Genomic DNA, 20,354 nt, shown 5'->3' with positions numbered 1-20,354 from the left:
GCCAGGGGGGCCGCGCGCCCGGAGCGCGATCACGGCGGGCCGGGAAACGGGCCCGGACATCCCGGCCAATCGGCGATAAACGGCGGTGCGAGAAAAGGATAAAGAGACGGAAGGGCAACGGGCGCGGTCTTCATACCGAATCCTTAGGTGCCCTTTATTTCTCCGAATCGCGCCATCGAAAGACGTGATCGAGACAGCCTCCACATCACATCGTCATCACAAAGAGTCCTGATCGGCCATGCCTTCCTGTCACCCAATGTAACGTCGATTGGGTGCGTACCAATGACGAGCTCGTCCCAGCGGAGGAGCGCCCCGACGATCCGCGACCACGGATGACCCGAACACGCCTCGGCATCTTCGTGGCGACCTTCGTGGTCTACGTCGCGATCGTCGTCGGAGTGCTCACCACATCCTGGCCGGTGCGGTTCGACTGGCAGGTCATGCTGTTCCACCCGTACAAGCAGTGGCCGGAGATCCACACCTTCCTCGACTACTTCGTGGTGCTGGGGCAGCGCGGCCCGACGGCGGTCGCCGTGGCGGCCTGGCTGGGCTGGCGCTCGTACAAGCAGCAGAGCCTGCGCCCGCTGCTGGTGCTGGGCTCCTCGCTGCTGCTGCTCAACGTCACCGTGGGCGCCGCCAAGCTCGGCATGGGCCGGCTCGGACCGCACTACGCGACGGAGATCGGCTCGAACGAGATGTTCGCCGGCGGGGATATATTTCCTTCCGGCCACACCGCCAACGCCGTCGTGACCTGGGGCGTCCTCGCCTATCTGGCCACCACCCCGCTGACCCGCCGGGTCACCTCCGTGATCGTCGCCTCGCTCGCCTTCGGCATCGGCATGACGACCGTCTACCTCGGTACGCACTGGGTCAGCGATGTGACGCTCGGCTGGACCGCGGGGCTCCTCGTGCTCCTCGCCCTGCCCTGGTTCGAGCCACTGATGGCCTACGCCGAGGTGCATCTGATGGCGCTGCTGCGGCGGCTGCGCGACAGCGGTGCGCTCACCCCGGCCCCGGCCGGCGGTCTGACCGTCATCGCCGCGCCGCGGCCCGCCGTGGACGACGAACTGCCGCTGCGCGAACCGGTGGGGGCGGCGGCCAGCCGGCCTGGCGGCGGCCCGGCCCCGGCGGCCGGCCGGGTGCCGGACGCCTGGCCGCACCTGTCGCCCCGGCCGCACACCACCCGTTCCGAGCGGACGCCGGTCACCCCGACCGGCAGCCGCCGCCCGCCGCACGCCGACCGCGCCCCGCGCACGGCGCCGCTGGGCCCCGCGGCCGGACGGGGGCGCACGGCCGGCACCTGACCCCCTGGCACCCGCGGGAAGCGCGGTACGCACAGCCTGCTTCCCGCACCACGACGGCCGACGGCCCCGGCCGCCCTCGTCACAGAGGGCGGTACGGGGCCGTCGGCCGTACGGGCGTGTCGCGGGCTCTCCAGAAGCGCGGGGCGTGGGGTGCGGGCGCGGGGTCCGGAGCGGGGTCAGCCCTTCCAGCAGCGGCGCACCGTGCCGTGCTCGACCTCGAAGTTGAGCCTGCCGCCCTGGTACTCCATGGTGATGATCGCGCCCGGCGGCAGCGCCCGCACCGTGCTCCAGCCGTGCGCGCGGGCCTGCTCCTCGGCCTTGGCCGCGTCGAGGCCGACATACCGCTCGGGGTCGTCCTCGGGCTCGTAGGGGGGCTTGGGAAGAGGTGCCATGGCAGCCACCGTAGGCCGCCGGGCCCGGGGACGGAAGTCCGGCCGGTGCCATGGCCCCATGCGCGCCACGTTCGCCACTCGTCACACTTCTGTCACAGAAAACGGCCTCTGGTTTGCGGCACGCGCGTCACTCGTACGGTGCTTCTCTTGCCGTGTCCAAGACACGCTAACGGCCTCCGGATAAATTCCCCGGCCCTTGCCGCGGAATTATTCGGACCGGTCGGCGCGGGCCCCGCAAAGCACCGGACGCGCGTAGCACACACCGGCCCGCGCTACGGAATTCGAGGGACCCGGCGAAATGCCGGAACGGGCACATGGATTACACGAATCCGCCACACCGCGCCCGTGATCCCCGCACAGGTTTGACGCGGCCCCGGCGCGGTACCCGCTGCCCCGAGGCCACCTATGACAGACACCCCTGAGAAGAAGCGAGACAAGAACGCGGCGGATGGCGAACCGACGCCGCTGGAACTGCTGCGCGCGGCCCGCGAGCAACTGGGCGAGCTGACCGGGCGGACGCCCGAGACGGTCTCCCGGTTCGAGCGGACCGACAGCGGCTGGACGGTGGAGGCCGAGGTCGTGGAGGTCGCCAGGGTGCCGGAGACGATGAGTCTCATGGCGCTCTACGAGGTGACGCTCGACCCCGGCGGCCGGCTCACCGGCTACCGCCGCGTCCGCCGCTACGAACGCTCGCGGTCCGACCGCGACTGACGCCCCGCCCCGGCGGTACCGGCGCCGCGCGCGGCCACGAGCACCAGGAGAGGAAGGCGACATGAGCGCTGACCCCGCCACCCGCCCCCGGACGGACGGAGAGCGAGAGAGCACGTACGTGTACGGCATCGCCGGCGGCGAGCAGGTCGAGTGCCCGGAGCCGCTCACCGGCGTCGGCGACCCGCCGCGACCCGTGCGCGCGCTGCGCGAGGGGCGGCTCACCGCCATCGTCAGCGACTGCCCGGAGCACCTGCGGCCCAAGCGCCGCGACCTGATGGCACACCAGCGGGTACTGGCGCGGATCGGCGAGCGGTCGGCCGTGCTGCCCATGCGGTTCGGCAGCGTCTCCCCCAGCGACGAGGCCGTACGCACCGTGCTGAGCGAACAGGCCGACCGCTACCACGAGCAGTTGGAGCGGCTGACCGGCCGCGTCGAGTACAACGTGAAGGCCGTGCACCGCGAGGAGGCGGTGCTCCGCCTCGTCCTCGCCGACAGCGCCGAGCTGCGCGCCCTCGCCGAGGCCAACCAGGCAGCCGGCGGCGGCACGTACGAGCAGCGGCTGCGCTTCGGCGAACTGGTCGCCGGCGGGGTGCGCGAGCGCGAGGAGCGCGACGCCCGGCTGGTGGAGGAGACGCTGCTGCCGCTCGCCGAGGAGAGCCGGCCCGGCCCGGAGAGCGGCGGCTGGTTCGTGAACATCTCCTTCCTCGTCGAGAAGGGCGAGGGCGCCGAGGAACTGCTGACCGCCGTCGACGAGCTGACCGGGAACCACCCGCACCTGGAGCTGAACGTGCACGGTCCGCTGCCCCCGTACAGCTTCGTCGAGCCGTGAGGGCGGCCGGCGGCGAGCGGAGCACGGGCCTCCGGGACGGGGAGCGAGAGACGGGAAGGACCGGGAGGACCGGGAGGACCGGGAGGACCGGGAGGACCTGGGAGGCCCGGGGAGGACCGGGAGGAGGTACCGCGGTGTCCGAGTCCGAGTCCGAGGACGCGACGACCGGGACGGCCGAGGAGCCGACGGCGGAGGGGCTGACCGCCGAGGGACTGCCCGCCGAGGGGCCGATGGGCGAGGAGCTGCTGTACGCCTACGCCGTCGCGCGGGACGCCGATACCTGCGACGCGGCGCTCGAAGCCGTCGGCGGCGTGTGCGACCGGCCCGTACGGACCGTACGGCATCTGGGGCTCGCGGCACTGGTCAGCCCGGTGCCCGCCGCCGACTTCGACGAGAAGGGGCTGCGCGCGCGGCTGGAGGACCTGCCGTGGCTGAGCGACGTGGCGCGGGCCCATCAGCGGGTCGTGGACGCCGCTTCGCGGGACTGCTGCGTGCTGCCGCTGCGGCTGGCCACCGTCTACCGCGACGAGGCGGGTCTGCGGCGCGCCCTGGCCGCCGAGCGGGAGGAGTTCGGCTCGGCGCTCGACCGGCTGGAGGGCCGGGTCGAGTGGGGCGTCAAGGCGTACGCGGCCGAGGGGGCGCAAGGGATGCAAGAGGCGGAAGGGACGGGAGAGACGAAAGGGGCAGAAGGTGCGGGAGGGCCGGAGGTCGGCACTGGGGGCACTGGCCGCTCGGGCGGCTCAGGCGGCTCAGGCGGCTCGGGCGGCTCGGGCGGCTCCTCCGAGGGTTCCGCCGCTCCCGGCCGCCCCGCCGGTTCTGGCGCCCCCGGCAGCACCGGCAGCACCGGCAGCACCGGGCGGGATTACCTACGGCGGCGCGGTGCGCAGCGGCGGGAGCGCGAGGAGCGGTGGCGGCGCGCGGACGACCGCGCCCGCCTGGTGCACGAGACGCTGGCCGCGCTGGCCGAGGGCGTCCGGCTGCACCCGCCGCAGGACGCCCGGCTCTCCGGCGAGCGGGACCGCAACGTCCTCAACGCCGCGTACCTCGTGCGCCGCGAGCGCAGCTCCGAGTTCACCTCGCGGGTGGGCGAGCTGGCGCAGGCGGCGGACGGCGTGCGGCTGGAGCTGACCGGGCCGTGGGCGCCGTACTCCTTCGTCTCCCGCGACCAGCGGCGGGGCGACGGCGGGGCCGGCGAATGAGGGCCGGCGAGTGAGGGCCGCGTGAGGGAACAGGAACAGCTCGCGCTCGTGGATCTGCTGGACCGGCTGCTGGCGGGCGGGGCCGTGATCGCGGGCGACATCACGCTGCGGATCGCCGACGTCGACCTCGTACGGATCGACTTGCGGGCGCTCATCAGCTCGGTGAACGAGAACGTGCCGTCGCCGTGGGGCAGTTCGGACGGCGGGGGCACGGCGGGGAAGGAGTGGGGCGCGTGAGCGACCGCACCGTGCACGGCCGGGTCGAGCTGGACCGGGACACCGTCGAGCGCGATCTGATGAAGCTGGTGCTCACCGTCGTGGAGCTGCTGCGTCAGTTGATGGAGCGGCAGGCGCTGCGACGGGTGGAGCAGGGCGATTTGACGGAGGAACAGGAGGAGCGGATGGGGCTGACCCTGATGCTGCTCTCGGAGCGGATGACGGAGCTGCGCGAGCGGTACGGGCTGTCGGCCGCCGATCTCAATCTGGACCTGGGCCCGCTCGGGCCGCTGCTGCCCCCGGAGCCTCCGGAATAGCCGGGAACACGAGACCGGACGGAGCCGGAACACGGCGTGATCCGCGCCCAGAAGCAACGCGACGCGCCCTCGCGCAACCGCCGGGCGGCGAGCATCATGGCCTGAGCCCGAATGCTCGTAGGCCCTGGGCCCCTGCCCGCGCTCAGGACCCCAATGGCTCACGCCCACGGCTCAGAGCCTGTGTCATATCCCTGGCCGGGCGCCCGACGCCTGGCCAGGGATATGACACAGGCTCTCAAGGCCCGGCGCGCGAGAGCCGAAGAACCCTTCATACCGCGGCACAGGCGACATCGAGGGAGCGCAGATGGGTGCGGACACCGCGCAGGCGGCCGCCGGTCCGGTGCGGGTGCGTCGGCCCGGAAGCATCGTCGTCGACTGGCTGACGACCACCGACCACAAGAAGATCGGCCATCTCTACCTGATCACGTCGTTCGGCTTCTTCCTGATCGGCGGTGTGCTGGCGCTGCTGATGCGCACCGAACTGGCCCGCCCCGGGCTCCAGATCATGACGAACGAGCAGTTCAACGAGGCGTTCACGGCGCACGGCACGATCATGCTGCTGCTGTTCGCGACGCCGGCGTTCGCGGGGTTCGCCAACGAGATCATGCCTCTGCAGATCGGTTCCCCCGATGTCGCCTTCCCGCGCCTGAACATGCTCTCCTACTGGCTGTTCCTGTTCGGCGGGCTGATCGTGGTGGCCAGCCTGCTGATGCCCGCGGGCGGCGCGGCCTTCGGCTGGACCGCGTACGCGCCGCTGAACAGCATGGTGCGGTCGCCGGGCGGCGGCGCCGATATGTGGATCATGGGGTTGGCGCTGTCCGGCTTCGGCACGATCCTCGGCGCGGTGAACTTCCTGACCACCATCATCGGGATGCGCGCGCCCGGTATGACGATGTTCCGGATGCCCGTCTTCACCTGGAACGTGCTCTTCACCTCGATCCTCGTGCTGATGGCCTTCCCGGTGCTGGCGGCGGCGCTGCTCTCGCTGGAGGCGGACCGGCGGTTCGGGGCGGTGGTCTTCGAGGCCCCGTACGGCGGCGCGCTGCTCTGGCAGCACCTGTTCTGGTTCTTCGGCCATCCCGAGGTCTACATCATCGCCCTGCCGTTCTTCGGCATCATCACGGAGATCATCCCGGTCTTCTCCCGGAAGCCGATCTTCGGCTATATCGCGCTGATCGGCGCGACGATGGCGATCACCGGGCTGTCGGTGGTCGTGTGGGCGCACCATATGTTCGCGACGGGGGCGGTGCTGCTGCCCTTCTTCTCGTTCATGTCGTTCCTGATCGCGGTGCCGACCGGGGTGAAGTTCTTCAACTGGATCGGCACGATGCTCAACGGCTCGCTGTCCTTCGAGACGCCGATGCTGTGGTCGATCGGGTTCCTGGTGAGCTTCCTGTTCGGCGGGCTCACGGGCGTGATCCTGGCCTCCCCGCCGCTGGACTTCCACGTCACGGACACCTACTTCGTCGTCGCGCACTTCCACTACGTGGTGTTCGGGACGGTGGTGTTCGCGATGTTCGCGGGGTTCTACTTCTGGTGGCCGAAGTTCACCGGCAAGCTGCTCGACGAACGGCTCGGGAAGATCCACTTCTGGACGCTGTTCGTGGGGTTCCACACCACGTTCCTGGTGCAGCACTGGCTGGGCGTGGAGGGCATGCCGCGCCGCTACGCGGACTATCTGGCCGCCGACGGCTTCACCACGCTCAACACCCTCTCCACGGTGGGCGCGTTCCTGCTGGGCATGTCCACGCTGCCGTTCCTCTACAACGTCTGGAAGACCGCGAAGTACGGGCAGCGGGTCGAGGTGGACGACCCATGGGGGTTCGGTCGCTCGCTGGAGTGGGCGACCTCCTGCCCGCCGCCGCGCCACAACTTCCTGACCCTGCCGCGCATCCGCTCCGAGTCCCCCGCCTTCGACCTGCACCATCCGGAGGTCGTACGGGCGGAGAAGGGGCTGCTCGACCAGACGGGGCCGCTCCGCACGGGGTCCGGGCCCACGGTGCCGGGGCCGTCCGGGCCGCCCGGTGCGGGCGGTACGGAGCAGTCGGCGACTCCGGAGAACGGCTGAGCCCGCCGGCCGTTCCGCGGGACGGTTGGAGCCCACCGTCCGTTCCTCGGGGCGGCTGGAGCCCACCGCGCGTCGCGGGACATGCCTGCGCCGGGCGCCTCGCGGACATGCCTGCGCCGGCCGCCGAGGAGCGTCGCTGCCTCGGCGGCCGGCGGTCGCGTGGATGTGACGGGGAGCGGGTCACGGCGTCCGGCGGCGAGCGCCGCCGGTCACCATCGGTACCAGCGTGACCTGCTCCCCCCGGCGGCAGTGGACCTGAAGAGGAAGCCGAGCAGCCAGATCACCAGGACCGCCACCGCGACCCACCACAGAACCTTGATCGCGAAACCTGCGCCGAAGAGGATCAGGGCGAGCAGGAGAACGAGAAGAACTGGAACCATTATTCGCACCTCCGCGGCTCCGAGTGCCCCTGGATGCGCGTTCCATACCCCTTTCTCCCCCGCCCAGCTTCTCCCCCGCCTGGCCCGCCCGGCGGGCCGTCAGCCGAAAGAGCGTCAGGGCGACGAGCCGTCGGGGTGACGGCTCGTCAGGCGGCGTTCCGTCAGCGGGCGGCGGGCTCGCGCTCGTCAACGCGCACCGACAGGTCGTTGTCGGCCGTGTAGTACGGGCCGGCCTGGGCGGGGGCGTACTCGGCGGCGACGGGGCGCGCCGGGTAGACGAACACCGGCTTCTTGTCCGCGATGTCGTCGAGGATGCGGGCGATACGGACCGGCTCGCCCTCGGCCGGGCGCAGCCACAGGTCCCAGACATCGAGCCCGCCGCGCCACACCTCGGCCAGCGGCCCGTACGGCAGGGTGAAGGCGAACTCCGCGCCCTCGGCGGTCGCCGGGACCGTATGGACCAGGGCGGCGTCGCGCCGGCAGCGGGCCTCGACCACGGCGCCGGCCAGCCACGCCTGCGGGTCCTGCACGCGGTAGAGGACACCGCGGGCGGTTATGCCGGCGCTCTCGACCTGGATGTCGGCGGCCTCGGCGTGCGGCAGCCGCAGCCAGCTCCGCAGCGAGAGGTTGCCGTGCTTGGTCGCGTACGGGATGCGGACGGCCAGCGGGGACGCGCTCTGGCTGGGCGTGCGGTCGACGAGCGAGCGCAGGTCGTTCAGGCCGGGCACGAGCCGCCGTACGTCGTCCTCGCCGCAGGCCACATGGATGTCCCAGCGGCCTTCGGGGAGCGCGACCGTGCTGGGCAGCACGGCCCTGAGCCGTCCGTCGCCGTTGGGCGACAGGGGCAGGCGGACCTCGTCGGAGTCGGCGTCGGCGTCCGCCACCCGGCGGCGCAGGACGAGCGCGGCCGTCCAGTCGCCGCTGGGGGCGGGACGGCCCCAGACGTCGACGTCGAAGGTGAGTCCGCCCGCGGAGTCCGCGATGCAGTCGGCGCGCGGCGGGGCAGACACGATGGTGGGCTCCTCGGGTGGGGTGACGGGGTGGTGACGCGGGGCGGAGGTCGTCATGCGGCTCGCCCCCGTCGCAACGCGGATCTGCCGGCGTCCTTGGTGCGGAACGCGTTGCTCAGCAGGGCGCCGCGGGTGCGGTGCAGCGAGCCGCGCAGCGCGCCGCGGGCCACGAGGTCGGCGAAGAGCGACTCGTAGCGGCCGGCGATCCGTGCCGGGTCGAAGCGCTCCGAGCGGGCGAGGGCCTCGCGGCCCATGCGCTTGCGGAGCTCGTCGTCGTTGATGAGGCGCAGCAGCCCGTCGGCGATGGCGTCGACCTTCCCGGTGGGGACGAGGAGGCCGTCGACTCCGCTGTCGATGATCTCGCCGGGGCCGTGCGGGCAGTCGGTGGAGACCACCGGCAGGCCGCAGCGCATGGCCTCGACGATGGTCATGCCGAAGGATTCGAGGCTGGAGGTGACGGCGGCGACGGAGCCCTTGACCCACTCGGGGTCCAGCGGGTTGGCGGGGCCCATCAGAAAGACGTGGTTGTAGAGGCCACGCTTATCGATCTGGGCCCGCAGCTTGGCGCGCTCGGCCCCGGCGCCGTAGATCCTCAGCCGCCAGTCGGGGCGCTGGGCGACGACCTTCTCGAAGGCGCGGATCAGCAGGTCGTACCGTTTGGCGGGGGCCAGCCGGCCGGCCGCGACGACCCATTTCCCGGTCCCGTCGGCGGGGGCGACCGCGGGCGCGGGTACGGAGTTGGGCACGGCCTCGACGCGCACGCCGGGCAGCCTCATGAGCTTGCGGTAGGTGGCGGCGTCGGCCTCGGTCACGGTGGTGACCGCGTCCAGCCGCGGGTAGACGGTGCGCAGCGTGCGCTTGAGCGGCGCGGAGTGGGTGGAGAGCGTCAGGTGCTCCTGGCCGACCCGGACGGGGCCGCGCCGGGCCTGCTGGGCGATGTGCACATTGAGGCCGGGGCGGGTGCCAATGACGACGTCGCAGTCCAGGGAGCGCAGGTGCGCGGCGATCCGCCGGTCGGTGAGGGCGCTGTACTGCTTGTAGCGGCCCTCGGCGGCGGGGAAGACGGTGGCGGGGCGCTCCTGCTCGGGGTCGTCGCCCTCGTAGCCGGGGGTGTCCTTGCGGAGGTCGACGAGGTGGCGCAGGCGCACGTCGCCGCCCGGCGCGAGGATCGGCTCGTCGCGGTGGCGGAATACCGAGACGATCTCCACGTCGTGCCGCTCGGCGAGCGCGCTCGCCAGGTTGAACGTCGTACGGATCGTTCCGCCGATGCCGTACGCATTGTGGATAAGGAATGAAAGGTGCATTCGACCCCGTATGCCGCTGATTTTCAGCGGACGTTACCACTCGCCCGCCTACCTTGAGATAAGACCGTCGCCCGGCGGCCGAGGTTGACCGTACTCACCAAGTCGTTCTTGAAGCGATGACGAATCGGTAGCCGAAACCGGGAACTTTTCACTCTCCCCCGCGTTACGGCCGGTAGGCAAGGAGCGGAACGGTGAAGCAATTGTGGATCATGTCGCCGCCCTCGGTGACCCAGCGCCCCGCCCCGCCGCCGGCCCCGTCCCGCCAGCGCGCCACCGACAGGCACGTACGGCGGCTCGCGGGCGGCTCGGCCAGCCGCTCGTACGAGACCGGGAGCAGCAGCCCACGCGCCGTATAGGGGGTCCGGCGCTCCATGAAGCGCTGTACGCAGTCCCGGGTGACGTCCCCGGAACAGCTCGTGGCGGCGTCGGCGAACCACATGGCGGCGGCCCAGCCCTCCAGCGCCCACTGCGACAGCGGCGTCTGCCGCGCGTAACGCTGCATTCCCGCCCGGAACGCCCGTACTTCCCGCGCGGCGGTGCCGTCAGCGGCCTTGGCGGAGTCGGTTGAGCCGGTTGAGTCAGCGGCCTCGGTGGAGTCAGTGGAGTCGGCGGCCTCGGTGGAATCGGTGGAGTCGGCGGCCTCGGCGGAGTCGTAATTTCGGCTGGAACCCGTCGCCCACAGAGCGTTACGGCAGCCCGGAGCCCCCTTGTAGTCCTCGCGGACGGTCGCGTTCCAGTTCTGCACGTTGGTGACCTTGGCGGTGACCTTCACCCCGGCGGCGTCCATCGCCGCGCACAACTGCGCGTTGCCGTGTGTGTCCAGAGCGTCGAAGACCAGGTCCGTGCCGCGAGCCCGCAGGTCCGCCGCGACCGCCCGGAAGTTCGGCAGCGCGAAGTCCACCTGCTCGCCGACCACGTCGTAGCCCTCCGCCTGGAGGCCGCGCGTCACGAGCCGGGCGTACGAGGCCGAGGCCGCCTGGTTGTAGGAGACGACGGCGGCGCTGCGGGCCCCCTGCGCGCGCTTGAAGTAGCGGTAGACCTCCGTACCGCCGTAGAGCCGGCCGTCCCAGCCGGGCTCGCCGTCGCGCGGGGCGAGGCTGCCGTAGATCCCGTACAGCCCCGGATAGGTGTCGTACGCGGCCCCGATCGGCTGGCCGCCGATGTCCGGCACGCCCGCCGCGCTGACGCGGGGCGCGCCCGCGTAGTCGAGCGCCGTGGTGGCGACCAGCGCCACCACCCTCTCCTGCTCCACCAGCCGCCGCACACAGTCGTTGTTCCCGACGCCGCTGCCGCCGTCGTCGCAGGTCACTGCCTGTATGGGACGGCCGGGGCGGCCTGGGCCACCGGCCAGGCCGCCCGCGGCGTTCAGCCGGGCGAAGTAGGCGCGGGCGCCGTCGCGGGGGCCGGTGAAGGCGGCGGCGCCGACGGGGCTGGTGGCGCTCGCGATGATGCCGACCTTGACGGGTTCGCTTGCCGCGGCGGTCGGCGCGGGGGCGCCGGACGCGGGGTCGGTCGGCGCGGGGGCGCCGGTCCCGCGGGTGAAGTCGCGCTCCGGGAGGCGGCTGCCGCAGGCGGCCACGGGCGCGAGCGCCATCAGCAGCGCGAGGAGCAGGGCGGGCGCCGCCGGGGCGGCGCGGTCAGCAGCCCGGCGCCTTCGGCGCATCGCCGCTCAGCTTCACCAGCGCGCACAGCGTCTTGACCGACACCTTCCAGGTCTTGTCCTGGAGTACGGACGTGCCGGACGCGCCCGGCAGCGCGGTCTGGCCGCTGAGCAGCAGCGCGTACCGCACCTCGGCCTCGGTGGCGGAGGAGAACGTCACGCCCGAGACGCGGGCCTCGACCTGCCCGCCGCGCTCGTCGCCGCTGAACGCGGCGAGCAGTGGCTTCAACTGCCGCCCGTTCTGGAGCAGTTCCGCCTTCTCGTCGCTGGAGGTCGCCGGGTCGAAGAACTTCTCCCAGTTCGCCTTCACCTGCCGCCGCGCGGCGGCCTCGTCGGCCGGCCGGTCGCCGGCGGATGAGGGGCTCCGCTCCGTCGCGGAGGGCGAGGGGGTGGGGGCCGACGCGGCCGGGTTCTTCGGCGGCTGGTCCGTACCGCCCGAGTCGTCGCTGCACCCGGCGAGCCCGGCGGTCGTGGCGGTCACGGCGGCCACGGTCAGTACGGCGGCCGATGCTCCCCGTGCGACGCGCCGCGCGCGGCTCACGCGGTTCTGGACCGGTCGGGCCGTCGCCGGTTGATCGTTCGCCGGTCGGGCCTTCGCCGGTTGGTCCTTCGCCGGTCGGACCTTCATCGGTCGGGCCTTCATCGGCTCACCACCGTCCGAGACTTGGGGGATTGGAGGTTGGAGGTTTTCCCTCACTCGGCATAGTGCATCCGCCCGGGTGTGATGCACAGTCATTGCACGGTCATCGCTCGGTCATCGGACAGCCGCCTCGGCCCCGGGGGTCTTGATGCGCACCACGCGATGGGGCGGCTGGGCCGCCCTGGCAGGCGGAGCGGTGCTCTGCGCGGTCGGCTGGTACGGGATCTCGGGCGAGCGCTTCGCCGAACGGCAACTCCCCTACCTGGCCTCCTGCACCGTGCCGGGCGCGGCCCTGATCGTGGCGGGGGCGGTCCTGCTGGCCTTCGGCGACCAGGGGGCGGCGGCGGAGCGGGTGGCGGAGCTGCACCGGCTGCTGGTGGCGGCGGAGCCGCCGGAGACCACGGAGCCCTCGGAGACGGAGGAGGACCCGGCGGGCGTCGGGGCCGCTCACGGCCGGCTGGTGACCGTACCCGGCGGCACGATGTACCACCGAGCGGACTGCCCGCTGGCCGAGGGGCGTACGGGCGTAGGGGCGCCGGACGCGTTCGACGGCCTGTCCCCGTGCCCGGTCTGCGAACCGGCCGCCCCTCCCCCGCCCTCCTGAACGGGCGGCGCGGGCGATGGGGTCGCTGACCTACGAACTCACCCTGGCGGGGCTGGCCGTCGGCAGCGCGGCGGCGCTGACCGGCATCGGACTGATCGTCACCTACCGGGCCACCGGCGTGCTCAACCTCGCGCACGGGGCGCTGGCGATGGTGACGGCGTACGCGCTGCGGCAGTTCGCCGTGGACTGGTCCTGGCCGCTGCCGCTGGCGGCGGCGGTCGCCCTGCTGGTGGTCGCGCCGGGCCTGGGGCTGCTCCTGGACCGCCTGGTCTTCCGCCCGGGCGCCGGGACGGCGCTGACCGCTGACGGGACCGACCAGGCCCGTTCCTTGGTCGCCTCGCTGGGCGTCTTCGTCCTCCTGGTGGGCGCGGCGAGCCTGCTGTGGGGGCCGGGGGCGCGGGCGGACGCGCCGGCGCTGCTGCCGTCCGACCCGTGGGCGCAACTGGGCACGGCGATCGCCCTGGCCGCCGCGGTGGGCGCCGCCACCCGCTGGACCGCCTTCGGCCGCCGGCTGCGCGCCGTGGTGGACAACCGCCCCCTCGCGGCGCTCAGCGGCGTGAACGCGGACCGCGTCGCGGCGGCCGGCTGGGCCTTCGGCTCCTTCACCGCGGGCCTGACGGGCGTACTCCTCGCCCCCTACCTGCGCCTCGATCCGTACGGCCTGCCGCTGCTGGTGATGGAGGTGATAGCGGTCGCGGCGCTCGCGGGCATGCGCAGCCTGCCGACAGCGGTACTCGCGGCGCTCGCCATCGGCATCGCCCAGAGCCAGTTGACCCGCCTCCACCCCACCGGCTGGGCCGCCCCCCTCCTCCAAGCCGTCGGCGCGAACCTCTTCGTCGTCGCACTGCTGGTGGCCGCGCTGATCCTGCCGGACTGGACGGGCGGGGGGCGGCGGGGCCCTCGGGCGAAGCGCCGAGGGTGGGCCGCGAGCACCAGGACGGCTCGGGCGGGCACAAGGCCGGGCATGCGGTCAGACACGTGGTCGCACAGGTGGTTGGGCATGCGGTCGGGCAGGTGGTCAGACACGTGGTCGGGCACGTGGTCGGGCACGTGGTCGGGCGATGGGACGGCGGCCGGGGCGGTCGGCCGGGCCTGGCCTCGGCTCGACCGGGACCCGCGGGCGTGGACGGTGTGCGGGGCGCTGTTCCTCCTGCCGCTGGGCTTCGCCGGTACGGACCTGCACACATCGGTGCAGGTGCCGGCGATGGGCGTGATCCTGCTCTCGCTGACCGTCGTCACCGGGCGCGGCGGACAGCTCTCCCTCGGCCAGGCGGCGTACGCCGGACTCGGCGCCCTCTTCACCGCGCTGCTGGCGGCCGGCCGCCTGCCGCTGCTCCCGCCGCTGCCGGAACTCGCCGCGCTGCCGCTGGCCGCGGCGCTCGTCGCCCCGCTCGGCCTGCTCACCGGCGTTCCCGCGATCCGCCGGCACGGCCTCGCGCTGGCGCTCGCCACGCTCGCCATCGGCGTAGCGGTGAGCCGCTTCGTCTTCGCCCAGCCGTACGCCACCGCCGGTCTGGGCCTGGGCCTCGGCCGCCCGGCCGGCTTCGGCCACGACCGCGCGTACTACGTCTTCGAACTGCTGGTCCTCGCCGCCGCGTTGACGGCGGTGGCCGCGCTGCGGCGTGGCCGGTACGGGCGCGCCCTCGCCGCCATGCGCGACCACGAGGCGGGCGCGGAGGCCGCGGGCGTGGCGGTGCCCGCCCTCAAACAAGCCGCGTTCACCGCCGGCGCGGCGCTAGCCGCCCTCGGCGGCGGCCTCCTCGCCCTGGGCGTCCGCGCCTTCGACCCGACCGCCTTCGACCCCATCCGCGGCCTCTTGTGGTTCGCCGCCTCAGTAGTCCTCGGCGCCGACAGCCCCCTCGCCGCCCTCACCGCCGCGGCCCTCCTCGTCGGCCTCGACTCCGGCACCCAGGGCGGCACAGCCGCCACCACCATCGGCCTCCTCGCCGCCACCCTCGGCCGCTTCCCCCGGGGGCGGCCGCGGGCGGCACGGCGGCGGGGCGGCGGGCTCCGGCCGGTGGGGGCGAATGTGGCGGCGCGTCGAGGGCGCAGGGGGCGTTTCCCGCCGGGAACGGGGAGGTGGGACGGCGGGCCTCCGCCGGTGGGGCGAAGTGCGACGGCCCGGCGAGGGCGCGGGGCGCGACTTCCGCTGGGTGCGGGCAAGCAGGACGGCGGCCCCCCGCCGGCGGCGGCCGACTCGGGGGTGCGACGAGGCCGCCGGGTGCTCCGCCCGCCCAGGGCGTGGACGAAGGCGAACGAGAGCGGCGCGTTCCTGCCGACGGGGCTACGCGCGGCAGCGCGCCGGGCCCGCCGGGCGCTCCTCCCGCCGAGGCCGCATGCGACGCGGAAGCGGAGTAACGCGTTCACGCTGGTGGGGCTACGCGCGGCGACGCGACGAGCGTTCCCTACGCCTCGGACGCGCGCGGCCGGGCAGCAGAGCGGCGCGCGCCGGGCAGCGTTCCTACCGGCGAGGCTACGTGCGGCAGCACGAGGAACGTTCCTCACGCCGAAGGCCCGCAGGGCGAGGAGACAGGGCGGCGCGCGCCTGCCGGTGGAGCTTCGCGCAGCGAACCGGCAGAATCCGGACCAACTCGCCCAGTCCGGGCCAGGCGTAGGAGCCCGGCAGGCTCGGGGCGCGCCGACGCCGCCCGGCCTGCGGGCGGGGGCGGCAGGGCAGCGGCCCGGCGGGCTCACGCCGTTGGGGGTGCGTACGCGTGAGCGCCTCGCGCCGCTCGTAGCGGCTCAGGCACAGGCCCAAGCGCAGGCACGCGATGGCGCGGGACGCGGTACGGGCGTCAGCGCAGCCGCCCGGCTGCTGCGCCACGCGGCGGCTCTGCGCCCCGTTCCGGCCCCCTCCGCCCGCCCGAACCCGCCACGGCTCCCGTCCGGCCCGGCGGCGCGCGGCAGGCACCTTGACCGCCCTCACACGCAGGCGGACCGCCCCCGGCCCGGTCGCCTTACGGCGCGTTCCGTTCGGGTGTCCTTCGACGGGTTCACCGTGCTCGACGGTGTGGACGTGTCCGTGGCCCCCGGCCGCGTAACGGCTCTCATCGGCCCGAACGGCGCGGGCAAGAGCACGCTCTTCCACTGCCTGTGCGGCACGCTGCGACCTGACTCGGGGCTGGTCCTGCTCGACGGCCGAGATGTCACCGGCCGCCCACCCCACGCCCGTACGCGCCTCGGCATCGCCCGCACCTTCCAGCGACTGGCGGTCTTCCCGTCGCTGACGGTGGCCCAGAACGTACAGGTCGGTGCCGAGCAGGGACGGGTCCGGGACCCCGCCGCCACCCAACGGGCCCTGCGCCTGACGGGCCTGGACGGGACCGTACGCGACGCGCTCGCCGGAGAACTGCCCACCGGTTCGCTGCGCCGCGTGGAACTGGCCCGCGCCCTGGCCGGCGGCCCGCGCGTACTGCTCCTCGACGAGCCGACGGCCGGCCTGGACACGGCGGAAGTGGAGGCTTTGGCACGGCTGTTGCGGGCCCTGGCCGCCGACGGCATGGCCCTGCTCATCGTCGAACACGACCTCGACCTGGTCGGTGAACTCGCCGACACCGCGTATGTCATGGCCGCGGGCCAGATCGTGGCCGCCGGCCCGGCCCGCCGCGTACTGAACACGGAGCCGCCATGACGGCCCCGGCCCGACACCCCTCGCCAAGCGCCTCCGGCGCGGCCTCGGTGGCCGACAGCCCCGCCCGCCCGGCACGGAGGCACCGCGACAGCCGCAGTCCCACTGCGCGCCGCGCACGTACGGCACGAGCCCCTGGCCGCGCACCACGCGAACGACCTCACGACACCACCACCACCGCGGCGCCGCAGGCTCAGCCGGGCCCAGACCCACCCCCTCGGGCACGGCACAGGGCCCCCGCTCCCCGGGGCCCCCGGCCGCGCCCCCCGAGCCGCAACGCGGCAAATCGCACCCCCGATGGCGGAGCCACCACGCCCCCACCCCCGAACCACGTACCGCGCGCGTACGGTATGGGCCCCGCAACCGGGTCACAACGGCGATCAGGTGCAGACCCGCCCAGCGGCCCCAGCACACGGCCCGCGCCGCCGGAGCCGCAGCGCGGCAGGCCACCCCCACCCGACGACGGAGCCGCCATGAGCATCGACATCGAGTTGCGCGCCGCGCGCGTGCGGTATGGGGCCCTGGAAGCGCTGCATGGGGTCGACCTCGCGGTGCCTGCCGGGCTGATGACTGTGCTGGTGGGGCGCAACGGGGCGGGGCGGACCACGGCGTTGCGGGCGCTGGCGGGGGTGGTGCCGCTCGCGGCGGGGCGGGTGGTGTGGCGGGGGGAGGATGTGACGCGGCTGCCCGCGTACGCGCGGGCCCGGCGCGGGCTGGTCTTCGTGCCCGACCAGCGCGCGGTCTTCGGAACGCTCACAGTTGCCGAGAACCTCGAACTCGCCCGGCCCGGTGGCGGTTCGGCCGAGGCGGCGCTGCCCTTTCCCGCGCTCCTACCGCTCCTGCCCCGCCGCGCCGGCACCCTCTCGGGCGGGGAGCAACGGATGCTGGCGCTCTCCCGCGCCCTGCTCTCCCCCGCCCCGCTCCTCCTGCTCGACGAGCCGACGCAGGGCATGTCGCCCGCCGCCACCGCCCGTACGCACACGCTCCTGGCCGAGGCTTGCGCCCACGGCCGTACGGTCGTCATCGCCGAACAGTTCCTCCCGCCCGGCCTGCGGCGGGCCGTGACCGTCGTCCACGAACTCCGCCGCGGCACGGTCGCCTTCAGCGGCGAGCCGACGACGCGGTGACCGTCGCGGCGCGTACGAGCCGCTCGACGCCCACCCGCGCCGTAAGCCCCAACCCGCCCCGAGCCATGAGCCGCAACGTCGGTCGGCCCCGCGGCGCGTACGGGCCGCTCGACGCCCATACGCGCCGTGAGCCCCGGCCCACCTCACCCCCAACGCCCGGCCCCACGCGAGGCGCGAGCCATGAGCCGCAACACCGGTCAGCCCCGCGGCGCGTACGGGTCCCCCGCACCCACCAGCCATCCCGTACGAGCCCGACACCGGCCCCCGCCGCCCAGGGCCACCTGGCCCGGGCCCACGCAAACCGGCCCGCCCGGTCGATGCGGCCGGGCGGGCCGTACAGCGGTGTCGGCGCGGTGCCACGCCTCTCTCTACGAGGCCCGGCCGCGCGGCCTGGTGCGGAACGGAACCCGTGCCGCTCACGCGGCCGCCGGCTACGGAGCCGTCACCACCGCGGACGGACGCCATGGGCGTCACCGTCACCGCCGCGCACGCGACCCGTCACAGGACGAGCCGCTGCCCCGGCAGGATCAGGTTCGGGTCCGCGCCGACGACGGCGCGATTGGCGGCGTGGAGGGCGTGCCACGTGGTGCCGTGGGCGGCGGCGATGCCGCCGAGGGTGTCGCCGGGGGCGACGGTGTAGTGGTGCCGACCGGACCGGGGGTACGAGCGGTGGACCGGTCCCGGTGCGGTCTTGCGCACGGTCCTCGGCGCGGCCTGCGGCGCCGCCTGGCGTGCGGGGGCGGACTTGGGGGCGGATCGCGGCGCGGACGGCGCCGCTTGGTGCCCGGGGGCCTTGCCGTAGGCCCCGGCGCGGGCCGAGCAGGTGGGCCAGGCGCCCCAGCCCTGCGAAGCCTGGACGCGGGAGGCGACGGCGATCTGCTGGGCGCGGCTGGCCCGGTCGGCGGTGGCGGCGTAGGCCCCGCCTCCGTGCGCCCGCCAGGTGCCGGCGCTGAACTGGAGGCCGCCGTAGTAGCCGTTGCCGGTGTTGACGTGCCAGTTTCCGCCGCTTTCGCAGGCGGCGATGCGGTCCCACACTCCGCTGTCCGCCGCCTCGGCCGGGCCGGTGGCGGCGAGCAGTGCCAGCGGGGCGAGAAGTACGGCCCCGGCCAACGCTGCTGTCTCGCGACGACGTCTGGACATGGATTCCCTCTCGACGGACCCGAGGTCCCCCTGCCGGTGCGGGGACCGCCGTATCGGACGCCGGTACTCCGCTCCGGTCTCGGGCGGTGCTCGCTGCACACGGCCGGTGAATGTAGGGAGCCGTTCGACCGGACGGCAACCGCTTCCTCTCTCGCAGCAGGCCAGCTCCCCGTTACCGTCGGTATCAGCCTTTTTCGGACACCCACTTGATGGTGAGATATCAGCATTTACCGCTCACTCCATCACGTGATCTGTGACCCAGCTCACCCGGTTAACTTCCATGCATTACCCACGCGTTGGCAGGGAGTGAGCGATTCCGCCGCCCTCCTCACCGTGTGCGCCGATTGCCGCGATCCCGGCGCGGCCGACGCGTGACCCTCGACACAGATCGCCCGTTGTCTTCTTCATGAGCCGGGAACAGCCCGGCGCACGCACCGAGTTCAAGGAGCCCCAGTGCCGCGCATGCTCGACGTCAGCGACGAGGTACGCGCCGAGATCGGCGACGAGGAAGCCGACCGGCTGCTCACCGGCGACAACGCCCCGGGCAGCTACGACTGCACCTCCTGCCGCACCGCCGGCGACACCGAACAGGAGCGCACCAGCACCGTGCTCTTCGTGGGCAAGGAGACGGCCGTACTCGCCTTCGCCCACGCGAGCTGCGTCCCCTCCCAGGTCGTCCCGGTCCCGGAGGAGCAGCTCCAGGGGGCCGTCCGGTCCATCAACGGACAGGCCGACGCGGCGTCCGCGCCCGTGCCCACCATCCCCGCGCCCACCCAGCAGATCGAGACGCTGCCGCGGCAGGCCGTCCTCGGCGTGACCAGCGGCCTCGTGCTGATCAGCGGCGATCTCTACCCGGCGCTCGTGGTCGAGCCGACCGAGCCGATCGTCCGCCCGGGCACGGACGGCCCCGAGGACGAGTTCCTCACGCTCCTGACCGAGCAGGGGTTCGTGCCGGTCGGCCACCTCAAGGAGGCGCCCGCCGACAACCCCGGCTGGTCCGTGCTCCTGGTCACCGGCCTGCTGCACGCCGTCCTGCAGCCCGGCCCCGGCGTCAAGCCGACCGCCTGGTGGCAGGCGCACCAGCCGCTCCAGGTCACCGACGACTGGCGGGCCACCGTCAACCGGACCAAGAAGGTGCTCGTGTTCGCCGCGCCGGTCGGCACCATCGGCGCGCAGCCGCGCGAGGACCTGCTGGCGGAGGCGCTGGAACGGGCGGCGGCGGCCGGGCTGCTGGTCGGCGCCGCCATGCCGCTGGCGGGCACGTGACCCCCGCACCGCACCGGACACAACCCCCACCAACGGGACATTCCCCGTCGCACCCGCATCCGAGCGGCAATCGGGTCGTTGGCACCTATGTGCACTCATACGACCCCTCGTCCCGGAACCCGTACCAGCATCAGATCCCCGGCATGCGCCCGTCGCACGACGGCTCGGCGGATCACCACGGCTCGGCCACGCCCATCTACGACGCGCTGTACTCCGAGTACCGGCGGTCCTTCCGGGCGCTGCCCGGCGACCGTACGGGCGAGGCGGACCTCGCCTTCACGGCCTTCGGCCGGCAGCAGGGCAGCGGCGCCTACCCCGGCCACTCCGGGCGCCCCGGGTACTGGGAACCGTTCGGGCGGGTGCCGATGGGCGGGCAGCCCGCGCTGCCGCCCGCCCCACGCGACGGCCGGGGGCGCGGGCGCTGACCGCCCGCGCCCCCGGGCGCCCCGGTCCGTACGCCCCTGCCCGTACGTCTCTGTCCGTACCCCGGCTCGTACGCTCCGGGCGCCCCGGGTCGTACGAGCCGGACGCGGCAGTCCGTACGCTCCGGCCCGTACGC

19 protein-coding genes are annotated in these 20,354 nt (G+C 73.8%); 12 read left to right on the top strand and 7 right to left on the bottom strand.

What is annotated here, in order from left to right:
• Positions 1 to 272: 272 nt before the first annotated feature.
• Positions 273 to 1,304, top strand: a complete 1,032-nt coding sequence (locus tag IF55_RS24065; RefSeq protein WP_030886795.1) for a phosphatase PAP2 family protein — start codon at positions 273 to 275, stop codon at positions 1,302 to 1,304.
• Positions 1,305 to 1,480: 176 nt separating this feature from the next.
• Here the strand turns inward: IF55_RS24065 and IF55_RS24060 are convergent, their stop codons facing one another.
• Entirely contained in the window at positions 1,481 to 1,696 is a 216-nt protein-coding gene (locus IF55_RS24060; protein ID WP_030886797.1) for an I78 family peptidase inhibitor, read from the bottom strand.
• 405 nt (positions 1,697 to 2,101) lie between these two features.
• Between IF55_RS24060 and gvpO the strand changes: the two genes are divergently transcribed.
• The 6 genes from gvpO (at position 2,102) to ctaD (ending at position 7,036) form a co-directional block, all read left to right on the top strand.
• On the top strand, positions 2,102 to 2,407 hold the full coding sequence (gvpO, locus tag IF55_RS24055) for a gas vesicle protein GvpO (protein ID WP_030886801.1): 306 nt from the start codon (positions 2,102 to 2,104) through the stop codon (positions 2,405 to 2,407).
• Between the two features lie 61 nt (positions 2,408 to 2,468).
• Positions 2,469 to 3,236 carry a GvpL/GvpF family gas vesicle protein gene (locus tag IF55_RS24050; RefSeq protein ID WP_048832383.1) on the top strand — a complete coding sequence of 256 codons (768 nt, stop codon included), beginning with the start codon at positions 2,469 to 2,471 and terminating at the stop codon, positions 3,234 to 3,236.
• Positions 3,237 to 3,370: 134 nt separating this feature from the next.
• Entirely contained in the window at positions 3,371 to 4,435 is a 1,065-nt protein-coding gene (locus IF55_RS40760) for a GvpL/GvpF family gas vesicle protein (protein ID WP_245661372.1), read from the top strand.
• A gap of 21 nt (positions 4,436 to 4,456) precedes the next feature.
• The gene (locus IF55_RS24040; RefSeq protein WP_048832382.1) at positions 4,457 to 4,672 is read left to right on the top strand and encodes a gas vesicle protein; all 216 of its coding nucleotides are present in this window, start codon (positions 4,457 to 4,459) and stop codon (positions 4,670 to 4,672) included.
• Positions 4,669 to 4,968 carry a gas vesicle protein K gene (locus IF55_RS24035; RefSeq protein WP_281181035.1) on the top strand — a complete coding sequence of 100 codons (300 nt, stop codon included), beginning with the start codon at positions 4,669 to 4,671 and terminating at the stop codon, positions 4,966 to 4,968. Before IF55_RS24040 ends, IF55_RS24035 begins: the two co-directional genes overlap by 4 nt.
• Before the next feature lie 304 nt (positions 4,969 to 5,272).
• Positions 5,273 to 7,036, top strand: coding sequence for an aa3-type cytochrome oxidase subunit I (gene ctaD / locus IF55_RS24030; RefSeq protein ID WP_063764029.1), 1,764 nt, complete (start codon positions 5,273 to 5,275; stop codon positions 7,034 to 7,036).
• 209 nt (positions 7,037 to 7,245) lie between these two features.
• Here the strand turns inward: ctaD and IF55_RS24025 are convergent, their stop codons facing one another.
• From IF55_RS24025 to IF55_RS24005, 5 genes are all read right to left on the bottom strand, one after another.
• Entirely contained in the window at positions 7,246 to 7,416 is a 171-nt protein-coding gene (locus tag IF55_RS24025) for a hypothetical protein (RefSeq protein WP_030886818.1), read from the bottom strand.
• Between the two features lie 161 nt (positions 7,417 to 7,577).
• A complete protein-coding gene (locus tag IF55_RS24020; protein WP_048832381.1) occupies positions 7,578 to 8,483 on the bottom strand; it encodes a hypothetical protein in 906 nt (301 codons plus the stop codon).
• Positions 8,480 to 9,730 (bottom strand): glycosyltransferase family 4 protein, encoded by a 1,251-nt coding sequence (locus IF55_RS24015; RefSeq protein WP_030886823.1) that lies wholly within the window; start codon positions 9,728 to 9,730, stop codon positions 8,480 to 8,482. Before IF55_RS24015 ends, IF55_RS24020 begins: the two co-directional genes overlap by 4 nt.
• Before the next feature lie 163 nt (positions 9,731 to 9,893).
• On the bottom strand, positions 9,894 to 11,393 hold the full coding sequence (locus IF55_RS24010; protein ID WP_030886826.1) for an ABC transporter substrate-binding protein: 1,500 nt from the start codon (positions 11,391 to 11,393) through the stop codon (positions 9,894 to 9,896).
• Positions 11,368 to 11,871 carry an MTB12 C-terminal domain-containing protein gene (locus IF55_RS24005; RefSeq protein ID WP_398245463.1) on the bottom strand — a complete coding sequence of 168 codons (504 nt, stop codon included), beginning with the start codon at positions 11,869 to 11,871 and terminating at the stop codon, positions 11,368 to 11,370. The genes IF55_RS24010 and IF55_RS24005 overlap by 26 nt, the downstream gene beginning before the upstream one ends.
• Positions 11,872 to 12,178: 307 nt before the next feature.
• Here IF55_RS24005 and IF55_RS24000 point away from each other — a divergent pair, with 307 nt between their 5' ends.
• From IF55_RS24000 to IF55_RS23990, 3 genes are all read left to right on the top strand, one after another.
• Positions 12,179 to 12,634, top strand: a complete 456-nt coding sequence (locus IF55_RS24000) for a hypothetical protein (RefSeq protein WP_030886832.1) — start codon at positions 12,179 to 12,181, stop codon at positions 12,632 to 12,634.
• 16 nt (positions 12,635 to 12,650) lie between these two features.
• Positions 12,651 to 16,265, top strand: a complete 3,615-nt coding sequence (locus tag IF55_RS38770; protein ID WP_051776198.1) for an ABC transporter permease subunit — start codon at positions 12,651 to 12,653, stop codon at positions 16,263 to 16,265.
• A gap of 470 nt (positions 16,266 to 16,735) precedes the next feature.
• On the top strand, positions 16,736 to 17,389 hold the full coding sequence (locus IF55_RS23990) for an ATP-binding cassette domain-containing protein (protein WP_030886835.1): 654 nt from the start codon (positions 16,736 to 16,738) through the stop codon (positions 17,387 to 17,389).
• Positions 17,390 to 17,887: 498 nt separating this feature from the next.
• On the opposite strand, the gene IF55_RS23985 is transcribed toward IF55_RS23990, so the two are convergent.
• Entirely contained in the window at positions 17,888 to 18,529 is a 642-nt protein-coding gene (locus IF55_RS23985; protein ID WP_030886837.1) for a LysM peptidoglycan-binding domain-containing protein, read from the bottom strand.
• A gap of 453 nt (positions 18,530 to 18,982) precedes the next feature.
• On the opposite strand from IF55_RS23985, the gene IF55_RS23980 reads away from it, so the two are divergent.
• A complete protein-coding gene (locus IF55_RS23980; RefSeq protein WP_030886839.1) occupies positions 18,983 to 19,795 on the top strand; it encodes a hypothetical protein in 813 nt (270 codons plus the stop codon).
• Between the two features lie 143 nt (positions 19,796 to 19,938).
• Positions 19,939 to 20,220 carry a hypothetical protein gene (locus tag IF55_RS23975; protein WP_030886842.1) on the top strand — a complete coding sequence of 94 codons (282 nt, stop codon included), beginning with the start codon at positions 19,939 to 19,941 and terminating at the stop codon, positions 20,218 to 20,220.
• Positions 20,221 to 20,354: the final 134 nt, after the last annotated feature.

Origin of the sequence: Streptomyces varsoviensis, from assembly GCF_000718635.1 — a bacterium.
GTDB lineage: Bacteria > Actinomycetota > Actinomycetes > Streptomycetales > Streptomycetaceae > Streptomyces > Streptomyces varsoviensis.
Note: the sequence above shows the minus strand (reverse complement) of the source record. Positions and strands in the feature narration are given on the sequence as shown.